This is a genomic window from Salmonella sp. JXY0409-18 (assembly GCF_020268625.1).
In the GTDB taxonomy this organism is placed as follows: Bacteria; Pseudomonadota; Gammaproteobacteria; order Enterobacterales; family Enterobacteriaceae; genus Salmonella; species Salmonella enterica.
In genome coordinates this window covers 127,466-144,945 of the sequence record NZ_CP084216.1, presented here as the reverse complement: position 1 = coordinate 144,945, position 17,480 = coordinate 127,466, and the positions used below count along the sequence as shown (strand labels likewise).

General features: G+C 44.4%; 17 protein-coding genes. 6 read left to right on the top strand and 11 right to left on the bottom strand.

Annotated elements, in window-relative coordinates:
- Nucleotides 1-98 precede the first annotated feature (98 nt).
- Genes rfaD through rfaL form a run of 4 tightly spaced genes read left to right on the top strand, consistent with a single transcriptional unit; the run spans nt 99 to nt 4,287 of the window.
- Nucleotides 99-1,031, top strand: coding sequence for an ADP-glyceromanno-heptose 6-epimerase (rfaD, locus tag LDB27_RS00700; protein WP_000587771.1), 933 nt, complete (start codon nt 99-101; stop codon nt 1,029-1,031).
- Nucleotides 1,032-1,033: 2 nt separating this feature from the next.
- Nucleotides 1,034-2,080 carry an ADP-heptose--LPS heptosyltransferase RfaF gene (gene rfaF, locus LDB27_RS00695; RefSeq protein ID WP_000699196.1) on the top strand — a complete coding sequence of 349 codons (1,047 nt, stop codon included), beginning with the start codon at nt 1,034-1,036 and terminating at the stop codon, nt 2,078-2,080.
- Entirely contained in the window at nt 2,080-3,033 is a 954-nt protein-coding gene (rfaC, locus tag LDB27_RS00690) for a lipopolysaccharide heptosyltransferase RfaC (protein ID WP_001264614.1), read from the top strand. Before rfaF ends, rfaC begins: the two co-directional genes overlap by 1 nt.
- Nucleotides 3,034-3,072: 39 nt before the next feature.
- Nucleotides 3,073-4,287 carry an O-antigen ligase RfaL gene (rfaL, locus tag LDB27_RS00685; protein WP_000958452.1) on the top strand — a complete coding sequence of 405 codons (1,215 nt, stop codon included), beginning with the start codon at nt 3,073-3,075 and terminating at the stop codon, nt 4,285-4,287.
- 56 nt (nt 4,288-4,343) lie between these two features.
- Here the strand turns inward: rfaL and LDB27_RS00680 are convergent, their stop codons facing one another.
- The 10 genes from LDB27_RS00680 to rfaQ form a co-directional block, all read right to left on the bottom strand.
- Entirely contained in the window at nt 4,344-5,489 is a 1,146-nt protein-coding gene (locus LDB27_RS00680; RefSeq protein ID WP_000591827.1) for a lipopolysaccharide N-acetylglucosaminyltransferase, read from the bottom strand.
- A gap of 99 nt (nt 5,490-5,588) precedes the next feature.
- Nucleotides 5,589-6,398 carry a 3-deoxy-D-manno-oct-2-ulosonate III transferase WaaZ gene (gene waaZ, locus LDB27_RS00675; RefSeq protein ID WP_000536017.1) on the bottom strand — a complete coding sequence of 270 codons (810 nt, stop codon included), beginning with the start codon at nt 6,396-6,398 and terminating at the stop codon, nt 5,589-5,591.
- Nucleotides 6,399-6,547: 149 nt separating this feature from the next.
- Nucleotides 6,548-7,246: a lipopolysaccharide core heptose(II) kinase RfaY gene (rfaY, locus tag LDB27_RS00670; protein ID WP_000582813.1), complete on the bottom strand. Its 699-nt coding sequence runs from the start codon at nt 7,244-7,246 to the stop codon at nt 6,548-6,550.
- Between the two features lie 22 nt (nt 7,247-7,268).
- A complete protein-coding gene (gene rfaJ / locus LDB27_RS00665; protein WP_225519904.1) occupies nt 7,269-8,282 on the bottom strand; it encodes a glycosyltransferase family 8 protein in 1,014 nt (337 codons plus the stop codon).
- A gap of 17 nt (nt 8,283-8,299) precedes the next feature.
- Nucleotides 8,300-9,313, bottom strand: a complete 1,014-nt coding sequence (gene waaO, locus LDB27_RS00660) for a lipopolysaccharide 3-alpha-galactosyltransferase (RefSeq protein WP_000088486.1) — start codon at nt 9,311-9,313, stop codon at nt 8,300-8,302.
- Nucleotides 9,314-9,318: 5 nt separating this feature from the next.
- A complete protein-coding gene (gene waaB, locus LDB27_RS00655) occupies nt 9,319-10,398 on the bottom strand; it encodes a lipopolysaccharide 1,6-galactosyltransferase (RefSeq protein ID WP_015406235.1) in 1,080 nt (359 codons plus the stop codon).
- 85 nt (nt 10,399-10,483) lie between these two features.
- Nucleotides 10,484-11,407 carry a UDP-glucose--glucosyl LPS a 1, 2-glucosyltransferase gene (locus LDB27_RS00650; RefSeq protein ID WP_000183409.1) on the bottom strand — a complete coding sequence of 308 codons (924 nt, stop codon included), beginning with the start codon at nt 11,405-11,407 and terminating at the stop codon, nt 10,484-10,486.
- Between the two features lie 54 nt (nt 11,408-11,461).
- Nucleotides 11,462-12,259, bottom strand: coding sequence for a lipopolysaccharide core heptose(I) kinase RfaP (gene rfaP / locus LDB27_RS00645; protein ID WP_000229819.1), 798 nt, complete (start codon nt 12,257-12,259; stop codon nt 11,462-11,464).
- Entirely contained in the window at nt 12,252-13,376 is a 1,125-nt protein-coding gene (locus tag LDB27_RS00640; RefSeq protein ID WP_001261579.1) for a glycosyltransferase family 4 protein, read from the bottom strand. The genes rfaP and LDB27_RS00640 overlap by 8 nt, the downstream gene beginning before the upstream one ends.
- A complete protein-coding gene (gene rfaQ / locus LDB27_RS00635) occupies nt 13,373-14,443 on the bottom strand; it encodes a lipopolysaccharide core heptosyltransferase RfaQ (protein ID WP_001528295.1) in 1,071 nt (356 codons plus the stop codon). The genes LDB27_RS00640 and rfaQ overlap by 4 nt, the downstream gene beginning before the upstream one ends.
- Nucleotides 14,444-14,851: 408 nt before the next feature.
- Here rfaQ and waaA point away from each other — a divergent pair, with 408 nt between their 5' ends.
- Nucleotides 14,852-16,129, top strand: coding sequence for a lipid IV(A) 3-deoxy-D-manno-octulosonic acid transferase (gene waaA / locus LDB27_RS00630; protein ID WP_000891580.1), 1,278 nt, complete (start codon nt 14,852-14,854; stop codon nt 16,127-16,129).
- Nucleotides 16,130-16,137: 8 nt separating this feature from the next.
- A complete protein-coding gene (gene coaD, locus LDB27_RS00625; RefSeq protein WP_001171884.1) occupies nt 16,138-16,617 on the top strand; it encodes a pantetheine-phosphate adenylyltransferase in 480 nt (159 codons plus the stop codon).
- A gap of 27 nt (nt 16,618-16,644) precedes the next feature.
- Here the strand turns inward: coaD and mutM are convergent, their stop codons facing one another.
- Nucleotides 16,645-17,454 carry a bifunctional DNA-formamidopyrimidine glycosylase/DNA-(apurinic or apyrimidinic site) lyase gene (gene mutM, locus LDB27_RS00620; RefSeq protein ID WP_001114515.1) on the bottom strand — a complete coding sequence of 270 codons (810 nt, stop codon included), beginning with the start codon at nt 17,452-17,454 and terminating at the stop codon, nt 16,645-16,647.
- Nucleotides 17,455-17,480 lie beyond the last annotated feature (26 nt).

Sequence of the window (17,480 nt, the reverse complement as noted above, 5' to 3'; positions counted from 1 at the left end):
GTATCCTCACGGGTTATCAGTGAATGGATGAATAGTGTTATGATAAGAGCATTCATGTCTGAGACAGTCTCTGACACCATAATTCAAAGGTTACAGTTATGATCATCGTTACCGGCGGCGCGGGCTTTATCGGCAGCAATATCGTTAAGGCCCTGAATGATAAAGGTATCACCGATATTCTGGTGGTGGATAACCTGAAAGACGGCACCAAGTTTGTAAACCTGGTGGATCTGAACATTGCTGACTATATGGATAAGGAAGATTTCCTGATCCAGATTATGTCCGGAGAAGAGCTCGGCGATATCGAAGCTATTTTCCATGAAGGCGCCTGCTCTTCCACCACCGAGTGGGACGGCAAGTATATGATGGATAATAACTATCAATACTCCAAAGAGCTGCTGCACTATTGTCTTGAACGCGAAATCCCGTTCCTCTACGCCTCTTCTGCCGCCACCTATGGCGGTCGCACGTCTGATTTCATCGAATCGCGCGAATACGAAAAACCGCTTAACGTTTACGGCTATTCTAAATTCCTGTTTGATGAATACGTGCGCCAGATCCTGCCAGAAGCGAACTCGCAGATTGTCGGTTTCCGCTATTTCAACGTCTATGGACCACGTGAAGGCCATAAAGGCAGCATGGCAAGCGTGGCATTTCATTTGAATACACAGTTAAACAACGGCGAAAGCCCGAAACTGTTTGAAGGCAGCGAAAACTTCAAGCGCGACTTCGTTTACGTGGGCGATGTGGCCGCCGTTAACCTGTGGTTCCTGGAAAGCGGCAAGTCCGGCATCTTTAACCTGGGCACAGGCCGTGCGGAATCTTTCCAGGCCGTCGCCGACGCGACGCTGGCATACCATAAAAAAGGTAGCATTGAATACATTCCGTTCCCGGATAAGCTGAAAGGTCGCTATCAGGCGTTTACGCAGGCGGATTTAACCAATCTGCGCAACGCGGGCTACGACAAACCCTTTAAGACCGTCGCCGAAGGCGTCACGGAGTATATGGCCTGGCTGAACCGCGACGCGTAAGTATGAAAATTTTGGTCATTGGCCCGTCCTGGGTGGGCGACATGATGATGTCGCAAAGTCTCTATCGCACGCTTAAAGCGCGCTATCCCCAGGCGATAATCGACGTGATGGCGCCAGCCTGGTGCCGTCCGTTATTATCGCGTATGCCGGAAGTTAACGAGGCGATACCCATGCCGCTGGGCCACGGCGCGCTGGAAATCGGCGAGCGCCGTAGATTGGGCCATAGCCTGCGTGAGAAGCGCTACGATCGCGCCTGGGTGCTGCCAAATTCGTTTAAATCGGCGCTGATTCCTTTCTTTGCCAATATCCCGCACCGTACCGGCTGGCGCGGCGAAATGCGCTATGGCCTGCTGAACGATGCGCGCGTCCTTGATAAAGACGCCTGGCCGCTGATGGTGGAGCGCTACGTGGCGCTGGCCTATGACAAGGGCGTGATGCGCACGGCGAAAGATCTGCCGCAGCCGCTACTCTGGCCACAGCTCCAGGTTAGCGAGGGTGAAAAGTCGCTGATGTGCAGCGACTTTTCACTATCTTCTGAACGTCCTCTGATCGGCTTTTGCCCCGGCGCGGAATTTGGCCCGGCAAAACGTTGGCCGCACTATCACTACGCCGAACTGGCAAAACAGCTCATTAACGAAGGGTATCAGGTCGTACTGTTTGGCTCGGCAAAAGACCATGAAGCCGGAAATGAGATCCTGGCGGCGCTGAATAGCGAGCAGCAGGCATGGTGTCGCAACCTGGCGGGGGAAACCCAGCTGGAACAGGCCGTCATTCTGATAGCCGCCTGTAAAGCCATCGTCACTAACGATTCCGGGCTGATGCACGTCGCGGCGGCGCTCGACCGCCCGCTGGTCGCCTTGTATGGCCCAAGTAGCCCGGATTTCACGCCGCCGCTGTCTCATAAGGCCCGGGTGATTCGTCTCATTACGGGTTATCACAAAGTGCGTAAAGGTGATACGGCGCAAGGCTATCACCAGAGCCTGATCGATATCACGCCGCAGCGGGTTCTGGAAGAGCTTCATTCGCTGTTGTCGGAAGAGGGCGTTTAATGCGGGTTTTGATCGTTAAAACATCATCAATGGGCGACGTATTACATACCCTGCCTGCGCTTACCGACGCGCAACAGGCGATTCCGGGGATTCAATTTGATTGGGTTGTCGAAGAAGGGTTTGCGCAAATTCCGTCCTGGCACAGTGCTGTCGATCGCGTGATTCCCGTCGCTATTCGCCGTTGGCGCAAAGCCTGGTTTTCCGCGCCCATTAAAGCGGAACGCACAGCCTTTCATCGGGCGGTATGCGCATACCAATACGACGCTGTGATTGATGCGCAGGGGCTGGTGAAAAGCGCGGCGCTGGTGACGCGTCTGGCGCATGGGATAAAGCACGGTATGGACTGGAGTACCGCCCGCGAACCGCTGGCCAGCCTGTTTTATAACCGTAAACACCATATCGCAAAGCAACAACATGCGGTTGAACGGACGCGCGAACTGTTCGCCAAAAGTCTGGGATACGATAAACCGCAGTCGCAGGGCGATTATGCCATCGCAAAACATTTTCTGCATTGCCAGCAGGCGGTTAGCGATCCGTATGCGGTGTTTTTACATGCCACGACCCGCGATGATAAACACTGGCCGGAAGCAAACTGGCGCGAGCTTATCGGCCTGGTGGGCAACACCGGATTACGGATAAAACTTCCCTGGGGCGCGCCTCATGAGGAGGCCCGGGCTAAACGACTGGCCGAAGGCTTTGACTATGTGGATGTGTTACCGCGTATGAGCCTGGAGGAGGTCGCCAGAGTGCTGGCTGGCGCAAAATTTGTCGTATCGGTTGATACCGGCCTGAGCCATCTCACCGCCGCGCTCGACAGACCGAATATTACGCTATATGGCCCAACGGACCCTGGGTTAATTGGAGGTTATGGGAAGAACCAAATGGCATGCTGCTCACCAGAACAGAACCTGGCGAATTTAGATGCCACAAGCGTATTTGGAAAGATTCATTAAAGAGACTCTGTCTCATCCCAAACCTATTGTGGAGAAAAGATGCTAACCACATCATTAACGTTAAATAAAGAGAAATGGAAGCCGATCTGGAATAAAGCGCTGGTTTTTCTTTTTGTTGCTACGTATTTTCTGGATGGTATTACGCGTTATAAACATTTGATAATCATACTTATGGTTATCACCGCGATTTATCAGGTCTCACGCTCACCGAAAAGTTTCCCCCCTCTTTTCAAAAATAGCCTATTTTATAGCATAGCAGTATTATCATTAATCCTTGTTTATTCCATACTCATATCGCCAGATATGAAAGGAAGTTTCAAGGAATTTGAAAATACGGTACTGGAGGGTTTCTTATTATATACTTTATTAATTCCCGTACTATTAAAAGATGAAACAAAAGAAACGGTTTCGAAAATAGTACTTTTCTCCTTTTTAACAAGTTTAGGGCTTCGCTGCCTTGCAGAGAGTATTCTGTATATCGAGGACTATAATAAAGGGATTATGCCATTCATAAGCTATGCGCATCGACATATGTCCGATTCCATGGTTTTCTTATTTCCAGCATTATTGAATATTTGGCTGTTTAGAAAAAATGCAATTAAGTTGGTTTTTTTGGTGCTTAGCGCTATCTACCTTTTCTTTATCCTGGGAACCCTATCGCGAGGGGCATGGTTGGCGGTGCTCATAGTAGGTGTTCTGTGGGCAATACTGAACCGCCAATGGAAGTTAATAGGAGTTGGTGCCATTTTATTAGCCATTATCGGCGCTTTGGTTATCACTCAACATAATAACAAACCAGACCCAGAACATTTACTGTATAAATTACAGCAGACAGATAGCTCATATCGTTATACTAATGGAACCCAGGGTACCGCGTGGATACTGATTCAGGAAAACCCGATCAAGGGCTACGGCTATGGTAATGATGTGTATGATAGTGTTTATAATAAACGCGTTGTCGATTATCCAACGTGGACCTTTAAAGAATCCATCGGTCCGCATAATACCATCCTGTACATCTGGTTTAGTGCTGGCATATTGGGTCTGGCGAGCCTGGTCTATTTATACGGCGCTATCATCAGGGAAACAGCCAGCTCTACCTTCAGGAAAGTAGAGATAAGCCCCTACAATGCTCATCTTTTGCTATTTTTATCTTTCATTGGTTTTTATATCGTTCGTGGTAATTTTGAACAGGTCGATATTGCTCAAATTGGTATCATTACTGGTTTTCTGCTGGCGCTAAGAAATAGATAAAAAAACGCGCTGATACTTATTACGGTATCAGCGCGTTTTCCATCATCAGGACTCAATCACTTATCAAACCAGCTTTTCATTTGTTCCTCGAAACGCTGCGCTACATTTTCCCAACTGTATTTTGAAAACACCAGGGATTTTGCTTTTTCGGCAATCTGGTGGCGTTCCTTATCAGCAAGCGCACGGTTAATATCATTAATTATACTGTCGCTCGACATAGGCTCTGCGAGGTGATAGCCCGTTATGCCATCTAACACAAATTCGCTAATTCCCCCTTTTTTGCTGGCAAGAACCGCTTTTCCTGCTGCCATCGCTTCTACAGCCACCATGCAAAATGCTTCTTCAACCTGAGATGGCACAATAACCAGATCGGCTATATGATAGAAGTTATGCATCTGGTCGGGAGATTGCCCCCCAGCCATAATACAATCCGTTCCAATCTCTTTTGCGGCGTCCAGTACTTTCTTTTGATACTCTGCTTTTTCACCCTTGCGGCTTGCATAAGGGTCGCCAACAACGACAAGTTTAATATTACTTCTTAAGGTACGTAATTTTTTGAACGCCTGCAAAAGCAACAGGATGCCTTTATCAGGCGAAATTCTCCCGGCATATAAGAGAACGGTGGCATCTTCCGCAATATTTAATTGCTGACGAAGATTATCTTGTGGGTTTCTTTTATAAGTCTCAGCACAAAAACCATTAGGCACAATACTAACAGCAGCGGCAGGCAATCTTTCTTCATAAAACGCTTTAAGAAACTGACTGGGCACGATAATTTTTGCATCGTTATCAGGAAGTTCTGGTTCAAATGCGTTATGCATGTGCATAACCAGTTTTGCATTCGGATTGCGCTCTCTGATCTGCCGATACAGTTTCATACTATTATGAATAACAATGACGCTATCTTCCTGGGTAGTCACTTTATCTCTAATATTAAGGACGCGCTGGGAATAGGGTAGTGGGTCGAGACGAGTCCATTTCTGAAAAAGACGCTTATAAACTTTACTAAACCCAATGTAATGAATATCACAGTTATCGTTTATTTTATTATATTCAGGATAGCCAGCATTCTTTATACAAGCAATAGCACTCGGTATTGATAGTCGTTTTGCAACCTGGTAAATCCAGGTTTCTACCGCAGCCGCACCACGAGGAGGAATTGAAAATATAGGAGTAACAGTAAATATGATTTTTTTAATCATAATAGCTATAATCCAGAATAGTTAACTTTATAGAAAAAGAAATGTTATAGAAAAAGAAATGCGTGCCAAAGCAACGCAAAATAATGATTTATCTAGTGTCTAGACAATTTTATCGTAATATATTTCATCCTCAAGTTCCGAGGCTGTAATATATGGAATAATATCGTAATGAATTGCAGTATCATCTGATAAATTAAAGATATTTAAATCACTCACATTTTTTCTCATAAAAGTAAAAAATGGCAGTATTTTAAACAGGTCTTTACTAAGCTCAGATGGCATAGGGCTGGTAGATTCGTCATAGAAACGTGGGCAACTCCCTGTTAAGTCAAGCCCAGAACATATAATACGACCATACTTAAGGGAATAGGCAACCTGAATAGCGGTATAAGCAATAGTATGGCAAGAGCAATAGCCGATGCTGATATCCTTGCAAAATCCAGCCAGTCGTCCTCTTTTCGAAAGAGGAACTGAAATAAGTAATGCTTTATGAACCCGCTTGAGGATATTAAATTTAATTTTCTTTAAAAAGCCCCCTTTTTCTCGGCGATAAAAGGAGCGAATAATTAAACAGTTTTCTTCAATATATTTTTGATCATCTACTGAAGCCTGTTCGTACACATCAAGATTGACGATAGTAAACTGACTGTTACGGCTAAAGTTATAAAAATCTTCGCGCCGGCGATGAAGGAAGCGAACATCCGTCAGAAGGTACAAAAATGGCTTGACGTTATTGTTTAGCAAATATTGAACAGAACCATTGACTGCAATGACATCTTTCATTCGTAACAAGGACAGCGGCGTCTTTCTGGACGTAGGACCAGAAAGAAAAATAATACAATCTTCAGCCGTTCTTTTCGCAATAAGTTGCAGAACATCGGCGTGAGTTATGAAATTAACGCTGCCCATAAAAAACTCGTATGTTTATCATGCAACCTATAAATAAATGTTATATTCAATAACTAATATTACATCTCAAATTCTCTCAAGTATGTCATAACGCTGCAGCAAATAAAAGTCAGTCAGCCCCTTAAATTAAACCAAACGTGCTACATTGGTCAGCGCTTTTCCTTACCCTTAATACGACGAAGGAAATTTCGAAGTTTTTTCTTATAAATCAATAAGTAAAATCCGATATCTCTCACATTATTTTTGATACCATAATGTCTTTCTAAATCAATACGATCCTTTGCTTTTCGTTGCCTGGAAGGTCTTTTTCCGGACAAATCGATAATTCTGATCTCATTTCCTTGCAGGATAAAGTTACCTTTATGGGGATCGCCCGAAACCATACCATGCTGATGCAGGGAATATATCGACTGTTTGATTTTCCCTCTCACCTCGTCAGAAATTTCTGGCATATCAACAAGTTCAATACCTTCAATATACTCAATTATCATCACGTATGTTTTTACATAGCGTAATGTTTTAATTTCCGCCAGCAGGTAAAAATCATTAAGCGTCGCAAACCCTTCACGCCGCACACGATCTGTCTGATGAAAAAGCTTTTCGTAGTAATCTCCTTTTACTAACGATTTGAAAAATCGTTCAGTATTTTTTACTTTTGGACTAAATACTTTGAGAATATATTTTCCGTAGTCTGTATTAATCAATACAACTTTTGTATCTTCTATATTACGGAAGACTTTAATAATCTGATGATTATAAGATAGAAAATCTTTGAATATCTCAATGTATTTTTCACCGTCTTTTTTGACAAAGACGGTATAGTTTTTAACCTTTTTTTCAATAATCATAATGGAGATTTAGGGAAGGAAATTATTTGTGGAAAATTTTACGATAAAGATATGCTCTTCCAGCCAGAAGGCCTTTAAAGTAATGACCTTGCACGAGAAGATGTTTATATCGCTTCTTAAATTCAACTATGGTACGCGCATCTTTTGCGGGAAAATCTTTCCAGGGCGAATTCAGTCGTGCATTTTTATAATAGATAACTGAAGGATAATTTGCCCAGGCATGCCATGGTTTTGTAGCGCCCGTATAATGAATTAAAATAGTATTATCATTAATTATATTGCTATATTTTTTATGTGACTTATCTTTCAACTCACTTTTGATAGTATAAATGGTATTATACGGTCGCGGAAGAAAAATGACTTTATCCTGTAGGAGAATATTCAAAACATCCTGATCGGGATATTTAAAAGAGTCAGCCTCTTTACCTGCCAGAAGTAAAAATGCCTTTTCAGTTAAGGCATTCTCTTTCCATAATTTCAGGTTAACAAAAACCACGCCGGAGTTAAAATAACCACCTTGTAAATTAAATGCTCTTAATCTCTCATTTACCTTATTCTGGATGGAATCAACATCTTTTACGACCGCAGCGATCTTCTCTGTCAGATCAAGCTGTAAAAGATCTTGCAAAGATCCTTTGCATACAACATCGGCATCCAAATAAAGTAATGTGTTTACCTTCTTGCTGAGATAATCGAAAGCAAATAAACGAAAATACATTGCTCTCGACCATACTTTAGTTTGAGGCAATACCTCAAGGCTTTCTACTTTAATAAGATAAAGAGAAATTTTTATGTGATGCTGTACGGCTAAACGCTCTATATATTTTACAAAACACGAGGAGTATGAATCACAAATAATATGGAAAGCGAGCGGGATATTATTATTTAATACAACTGAAGCAATTGATACCCCCACACCATCAAGATAGTTTTCATCAACACCATAAGAAATGTTTAATACGTTATCATCATTATTATTATTACTTTCATCAAAAACTTTATATTCAGCTATTTCTATCTCAGGAAATGAATCCATTACATCACCTATGGGTTTTATTCAAGAAGTTTACGTTTAAAGTAGGCTATATAATAATTTATACCCGAAGTATAATGCTTCTGATTAAACATATGCTTTGCCGCATAACGTAACTGATGACTAGTGACTGGATTTAAAAGTGCACAATGAGACCATGGTGAGTTGCTCTTAGCCTGTAAAAAATATTGTGACACAGGATAAGCCCCCCAACTATGCCAGGGCTTCGTTGGTCCGATATAATGAACAAATACAGTCTCAGCATCAACTGGATTAATAACTGAATCTTTTAATTCATAGTTAAGACTAAATTGTGTATTAAATTTTTTATCAACAAAACGTGCTTTATTCACTAACAATATATTTAATACATCCTGATCAAGGTGCGTTATGCGCTGTACTACCTCCGGATCTTTTAGCATTTCAATCGCTTTCTTAGAGATATTTTCTGCGGTCCAAAGAGGTATGTTAATTAAAATAAAACCGGCATTAAAATAGCCAGAAACCAGCCCAGGCGTTGCCAGGCTAACCGAGCGCTTAGTCCACCATTCCAACTCGCCTTCAGCAACGACAGCCGCAATCTCATTTTCAGCGAAGTTAAGCTCAATAAGCTCCTGAATACTCCCCTTACATGCAATATCAGCATCCAGATAAAGTACTCTATCTGTTTTATCTGAAAAATAATCGGCGATAATGAATCTAAAGTATGTTGCATAGGTCCAGTTTTTGGTACTGGGTAGCGATTTTAAGCGCTCACAGTCGATTAGGTAAACAACAATCTGCGTAGCGTACTGTTTTGCTAATGCCTCAAATCGCTGCTGGTCTTCAGAGTCAAAGAAATCGGTAAAAACATGGAAAGCTAACGCCTTCTCTGGGTTAGCAAGGAGAACCGATGCAATAGAGACACCACAGCCAAAAAGAAAGTTTTTATCAATCCCATAAGCTATATTAAATTTATCAGCATCACTATGTTGTGCATAGTTATAATCTAAAGTCTGTTGAATGACTTCTTCTTCAAAATATTTTCTGCTCATAGTGATCACTTTTGTAATTTCGAGAATATTGCATTATTAAAATTTTTAAAATATAGCACATCGTAAAATCTCTCAATCGTGCCGGGAATAATATCATGCTGATATTTTACTTCACCAGAAATAACACGATTAAGGTGTCCTACAAAATCATCTATAGCCCCCGGGGTGTAAAGCTCACCATTCAAACCGGGTTTAATCATATCGCGCGGACCAGACATACAATCAGAACTAATACACGGAATTCCATATGACATTGCTTCCAGCAGGGTCATAGGAAATCCCTCAAACGCAGAGGTAAGTAGTAACGCGGTGACATTTTTTATTTTTTGCTGTACGACTTGCCACGGCGCGCTTTGCCAACCATACCAGATCACACGCTGCTCAATACCAAGCTCCCGACTATAGGCCTGGCACTTTTCAAAATCTGAGCCATCACCAATAATATGTAGCTGCCATTCCCCTGTCGTACGAGCTAAGCCATCAAATAAATCTTTAACTCTTTTCTGTCCTTCAAATTTAAGACGCCCTACATAGAGAAATACAGCGGGTTTATCGCGCTCAGGCGACGGCACAATGATTGTTTTAATAGAGACAGGATTATAAACGACGCTAATATTTTGCGCTGAGATACCCCGTGCCATCATCTGTTCTTTAATACCACTACTGATGGCCAGATGATAATCTGCGTACGTTATACATTCTGCATGTTTTTTATGGTCGAGCGAAAAATGCGGCCACGAGAAAATAGTAAACTGTTTACCACTTTTCTTTCGTGCTTTATTGGCATAAAGACATGAGATGACATCAATACATATCACAATATCCGGTGACGTTTCTTTCAGCCACTGACTAAAATTATAAACATGCTTAGCTCGACGAAGAAAACTTAATTTTATATTTGAGAATGATTGCGCATATTTAATCGCTTTTAGCCATGCTTTATCCATTTTGTCATTACGACAAAAGAAAAACATTTCACAGTTGATTTTCGGAGAGCTATTTTCAAACGTATGGATAACGTTGCTAATAACGGTTTCCATCCCTCCAAAACCAGATACCGCTTCGCCTATAAATGCTATTTTCAATGAAGTCACCATTTGCTGACACTCATGTTATTCGGCTTCCTTCACTTTTAAAATTCTGTAAGAACAAACCCAATCAACACTATATTTATACTGAGACCTGATTAAAATCGAACCCCAGTCCATGATTAAAGCTATCTTTTAGAAAAGGGCTGGTTATTTTATAGTTTTTGATAGTTGAGATATTATTTAGGTTATACTGAACTGTGCTATTAAATCCATATATCTCTAATGACATCCCTTGCTCCAGATATTCTAAAATAATGTCCTCGGCTATCATTTCAGAGCTAACATTCAATACACCATTAAACTGATGAGAGTCATATCGAGGGTGAGGAATATATATATCAACCGCTTCTTTTTTAATAAACCGCTGAAGATGCTGAAGAAAAACACACTCATCTTCTTTATTTTTTAACGCATCAGTATATACAGTTCCCAATAATACTTTTTTAAAGCCATTATTCGTATCAGGAAGACCGTTATGGTGTACCAATATAATTCCTTCGGTCTTTTCAATTATGTTGGTTCTATTAGGAAATAGAGTATAATGTTTTGCGTCTAACTTTAATATTTCATCTTTATGATATTTACGCCCCATCAGCTTTCGTATTAACTTCGATGTGGCGCTTATATTCTTATTTTCATACATTATACTTTTCTGATTGATATTATTTGTACCATCATCAAAGGTTTTTATTTCAGAAAAAGTGATACAGGATAAAATATGGTGTATAAGCGGGACATGAAAATTCGCGAAGAAAACAGTATGATATTCTCTGGCATACTTTTCCATGATTTTTTTAGCATACCGTGTTCTTTGAATCGTTTTAAATGTCGAAAATTTTGCTACCTGCGGGACGATGTCTGAGTGCCGACATAACGGCTGAATTTTTTTTAAATAGTACTGATTTTTTACGTTATCTACATCGCCAATAAATAAAACATCAACTTTTTTCAACTGCTCTTTTTCTATAATTGACCGTGCAATCAATAATTGCAAATTAGTCATGCATATGAATAGAAACATATAGCCTCTAAGCTATTTAAATATATAAATTTTATATTAAAGATTTTTTCTTATTGTTCTTTCTTTAATTCGAGCGGCTTTAACATCCGCCTGATGAATCAACCCCGATTCTTTGTGCAAAATCTCTCGCAGGGGGAGAGAGAAATACTCACGCATAAACCGGAATATATCTCGCTGAGTCAGGCCAATATTCATTGAAGAAAAATAAAGCCCAATTAAATCCTTGTCACGCCAGCGAAGGGGAACGTGCTGACGTATCTGCGCGCGATGCAGGTCGATTACGGAGATTTTTAAATCCTCTTCACGACCTGTGAAAGGTAAATGCAGAAGAAAGTGGCAAATATAACAGTCACGATGGTTAATTCCCCCGGCGTGCATTTTACGTACCATAGTCGCAACACGCTTAATGATCATCCACTTCACCTGCGCGTCCGGTGGATTAACAGCCCAGTCAGCACAGTAGTCTTCAAGGCTAATCGTGGGCGTTAAATCTTCGGTGATAATAAATGATGTTCTGGTTAGCGGATTTACGCCTTTTTCACCAAAACCAACGCCGTGCATCGTATCAACGCCCAGCTCATGTAGATGATGAATGGCGTGCCATTCTCTGTCAGCGCCCAGAACAGGCATACGTAACGAAATCAGGTTCTTCACAATTTCTTTCAGCGAAGTGCCTTTATGCCACTTCAGGAAGTAGCTTTTGCCGTCCAGCTCAAACCGCAATGTTCGACGCGTCTCCAGCTCTCTGAACACTTCGCCCTGTAACGTTTTCACTTCCTCAAAAGCATCTTTACCGCGCCATAGTGTGGTTAACGGCGCTTTCAGCTCAACCATCTAAATCACCTGTAATAATATCTGCGGCCTTCTCCGGTAAGCTGTATAAATCCTGGGTATCAGCATAATACCGCGCATTTTCAGCCCAGGCGCTGCGTAAGGAAGGCTGTGTCAGCGCTTTGAGTAAAACCTCATTTAGCGCATCCTGGCGGAATGGTTCAGTCATCGCTTCGCCACAGTTTGCATCCACAATATAATGTGCATAACCGCACACCGCGGTTGTCAGCACCGGCAAACCAGCAGTAATGGCTTCCAGCAAAACAATACCAGCAGCTTCCTGATAGGCTGGATGCAGTAAAAGGTCGGCTGCCGCCATTAACTCCGCGATATCATTACGTCCGGAGAAAAAATGCACATTCGTGCCGACGCCGCTTCTTTCAGCCAGCGCTGCAAACTTCTTCGGCTTATCCTGCCCAACAACATAGAGCACCGTATTTTGCCGTAAAGATTCGGGTAGCGATGCCAGCGCTTCAATAGAGCGATCCACACCTTTACGGGTAAAGTCAGACCCTACTTGCAACAGTAATTTTTGCTGTTCTGAGATACCATTTTTCTGACGATAAATTTGACGACTGTTTGGGATCTGTTGGCTATATTTTCTGTCCGGGTAAATCCCCGGAGGAAGAATATGGAAACGCTCCGCTTCAGTCTGATAATGTTTTTGGAAGTCAGCAATCTGCTTATTCGTCAGCATTAATAGTTGCGTCGGCTTGCCGTGTTCAAACGTGGCGCGTTCAAAAGCAGCATAATGCCGATAGCGTGATGTCAGGCGATAGAAAAATCCTTTTTCCTGTGCGACTTTTTCGGCGTAACACACGTCTGCGGCGTAATACACATCAAGGCCCGGCATCTTATTGAATCCAACCACCCGATCGACAGGGTGGTCGCGCAAATGGTGTTGCACCCAGGCATAATATTCTGCGTTACGACCGTGGTTCGTCCGGGATTTAACCGGCACGCGGATTAATTCAAAGTTATCCGGGCATTCCCCTTCCCATGACTGAGTATAAACACGAACCTGATGCCCTCGCGCCGCCACGGTTTGGGCAATGCGCATAAAATCACGCTGCAGACCGCCAAAAGGAAAATATTTATATAAGCAAAAGGCAACTCTCATAGCAGGCTGTCCAAATCTATGGGGCGTGCCTCATGCGGCAGCATTTTTTCCGTCGCGGCGATAACATCTTCAGCCGGAATCACGGAAAGGTATTTTTTATTACGATCAAGCTCATGCCGTTCAGGCATCGGCTGATAATTTCCTGCCCAAAACTGAATGATGTCGTCGGTCCAGGGACGCCAGAATACATGATCCGTCGCGCCGAAAAGGCAAATGACCGGCGTTTTGACTGCTGCGGCAATATGACCAGGGGCCGAATCAACGCCGATAAAGAGATCCGCATGGTCAATCAACGCGCCCAATTCAGGAAAGCGAGTTTTACCCGCCAGACCAGTAACCGGTTTTGTCTCACAGCCGCGTGCAATAGCATCCACGCAGGCCATCTCGTCTGCGGCCGGGCCTGACGTCAGTACAACCTGATAACCGCGGCGCTGCACGGCATCAATAACCTGAGAGAATTTATCATTATCCCAGCACTTAAATAGCTGCCGTGCCGTAGGCTGAATAACAACATATTGTCGGGTCACACCAAGTTGTTTGAGCTGTTGTCGCATGTTTTCCCAATGTTCCGGGCGATAGCTCATGGTGGTTTCCGTGACATACTGTTTTAACGCTAACGGCTTTAGCGCGGATAATGTGCGCTCAACAGCATGTTCTCCCGCATAAGGTACTAAATGCGTAAAGCTCTTTTTCCATAAAGCAGACTGACGATTACCGAAATCCTGCGAGATTTTTGTTTTTGCGTTTAAAAAACGCACAATAAGCGCCACGCTCCACTGATCGGTGAGATTGACGACCAGATCATACGAGTTAGCACGCAATTTTTTGATTAGCGATAGCGCGTTTTTAATCTTCTCTTTTGTTCCTGCGCCTTTGTTACTGATGCCGTAGAGTGCATTAATCTCCGGATTTTCCGACAATATCGGTATGGTGTTCTGGTAAAGAAGCACATCGATTTTTGCATCGGGATAATTCTGCTTCAGCGTACTGATGACAGGGGTGGTAAGTAACATGTCTCCATGAAAACGCATTTTTATAATCAGAATTCTTCGAAATGGCTTTTCCACAAGCGACTCTTTGGTTGAAATTGTCCGGATAAATAAGCAGAAAAAAGCACGCTACCGCCCCAGGCTTCACAGCAACCCGATGGCTAATACCGCACTCATTTTAGATGCGCTAGTGTAACACTTCTTTCGCAGCAATCCGATACGAATAATTTTTATACATAATCATTTTTTTAATCATAAATTCAAAGAGATATTAATTTATCCCTCTCTTGTGAATGGTCATTCCCATTGTCTGGGGCGACAAGGGCGGCAAATTTCAATGGATTGCGTAAAAATGCAAAAATAATGGGGTTCAGCGCCTGGAATCCTCGCTTCTGAGCCAATTTGGCGCAAAAATGGGAAAAGTAATGGTAAAGCCCAGGCTAAATACATAGAATCCCCAGCACATCCATAAGTCAGCTATTTACTATGCTCGAATTGCTTTACACCGCTCTTCTCTACCTTATTCAGCCTCTGATCTGGATACGGCTTTGGGTGCGTGGACGTAAAGCGCCGGCCTATCGTAAACGCTGGGGTGAACGCTACGGATTCTACCGCCGTCCGTTGAAACCGGGCGGAATCATGCTGCATTCCGTCTCGGTGGGCGAAACTCTGGCGGCCATCCCATTGGTCCGCGCTCTACGTCATCGCTATCCCGATCTGCCTATTACCGTAACGACCATGACGCCGACCGGCTCGGAGCGCGTCCAGTCCGCCTTTGGCAACGATGTTCAGCACGTTTACTTGCCTTATGATTTGCCCGATGCGCTCAATCGTTTCCTCAATGAGATTGATCCTAAGCTGGTATTGATCATGGAGACTGAGCTCTGGCCAAATCTGATTGCTGCGCTGCACAAACGTCATATTCCGCTGGTTATCGCTAATGCGCGGCTTTCCGCCCGCTCCGCCGCGGGTTATGCGAAGCTTGGCAAGTTTGTCCGTACGCTCCTGCGCCGTATCACCCTGATTGCCGCGCAAAACGAAGAAGATGGCGAACGCTTTGTGGCATTGGGCGCGAAGAACAATCAGGTCACGGTCACCGGCAGTCTGAAATTTGATATTTCAGTTACGCCGCAGCTGGCGGCTAAAGCCGTTACGCTACGCCGCCAGTGGGCGCCGCACCGTCCGGTCTGGATTGCCACCAGCACCCACGATGGCGAAGAGAGTATCGTTATCGCCGCTCACCAGGCGTTATTACATCAATTCCCGAATTTATTACTGATTCTGGTGCCCCGCCATCCAGAGCGTTTCCCGGATGCTATCAATCTTGTGCGTCAGGCAGGGTTAAGCTACATCACTCGCTCTTCGGGCGAAGTGCCGTCCGCCAGCACCCAGGTCGTGGTAGGCGATACTATGGGCGAATTAATGTTGCTCTATGGCATTGCCGATCTCGCCTTTGTTGGTGGTTCGCTGGTTGAACGCGGCGGTCATAACCCGCTGGAGGCCGCCGCTCATGCGATTCCGGTACTGATGGGTCCGCATACCTTTAACTTTAAAGATATTTGCGCCCGTCTGGATCAGGCGAGCGGACTTATCACGATTACCGATGCGGCTACGCTGGCAAAAGAAGTTTCCTCTTTACTGACCGACGCTGATTATCGTAATTTCTACGGACGTCACGCAGTTGAAGTGCTGTATCAAAATCAGGGCGCGCTCCAGCGTCTGCTGCAACTGCTGGAACCTTATCTGCCACCGAAAACGCATTGAGGACTGTCATGCAAAAACGGGCGATTTATCCAGGCACGTTTGATCCGATTACTAACGGTCATCTCGATATTGTGACGCGCGCAACGCAGATGTTCGACCATGTCATTCTGGCCATCGCCGCCAGCCCCGGTAAGAAACCCATGTTCACCCTGGACGAACGTGTGGCGCTGGCGCAAAAAGCGACCGCACACCTGGGTAACGTAGAGGTGGTGGGCTTTAGCGACCTGATGGCCAATTTCGCCCGCGACAGACAGGCGAATATCCTGATTCGTGGTCTGCGCGCGGTGGCGGATTTTGAATATGAAATGCAGTTGGCGCATATGAATCGCCATCTGATGCCGCAACTGGAAAGCGTTTTCCTGATGCCGTCCAAAGAGTGGTCGTTTATTTCATCGTCGCTGGTCAAAGAAGTGGCGCGCCATCAGGGCGATGTGACCCACTTTCTGCCGGACAATGTGCATCAGGCGCTAATGGATAAGTTGAAATAAATTTCCTTCCTTACCGGGCCTGGCATTTTACTTCTGACAGTGACGGCAATAGAACGTCGCACGCTGTGCGTGTTTCGTTGCGACTATCGGCGTACCGCATACCCGACACGGCTCGCCTTTGCGCCCGTACACCTGCAACTCCTGCGCAAAATAGCCCGGTTTCCCATCGCTTTGCAGAAAATCCTTCAGCGTTGTCCCGCCTTGTTCAATAGAGCGCAGCAAAACGGCTTTAATCACCCGTGCCAGCAGATCGCACTCCTCTGTCGAGAGTGACGACGCCAGGCGGTCAGGGTGAATACCAGCGGCAAACAGCGACTCGCTGGCGTAGATATTCCCCACGCCGACCACCAGCTTGTTATCCATCAGCCAGGGTTTAATCGCCGTCTTCTTCTTCGCGCATTTCTGCTGCAAATATTCGCCATTAAACTCATCGCTTAGCGGCTCCGGTCCCAGATGCGCCAGTACGTTATGCCCTTCCAGCTCTTTGGTCCATAACCAGGCGCCAAAGCGGCGAGGATCGGTATAACGTAGAATTTTGCCGTTGCTCATCACCAAATCGACATGGTCGTGCTTTTCCGCCGGCAGCGCTTCCGACAGTATCCGCAAGCTTCCCGACATCCCCAGGTGAATAATTATCCAGCCGTCAGGCAGCTCCAGCAGTAAATATTTAGCACGACGCTGAACGCTAAGGACGGGAGTATCACTCAGACGATAAATTTCATCTGAAACCGGCCAGCGCAGACGGCCGTTACGGATATGGGCGTGCAGGATAGTAGCGCCAACTAAATGGGGTTCAATACCCCGGCGGCTGGTTTCAACTTCGGGTAATTCAGGCATAACGTCTCCGGCTGTGTGGCAGGTCT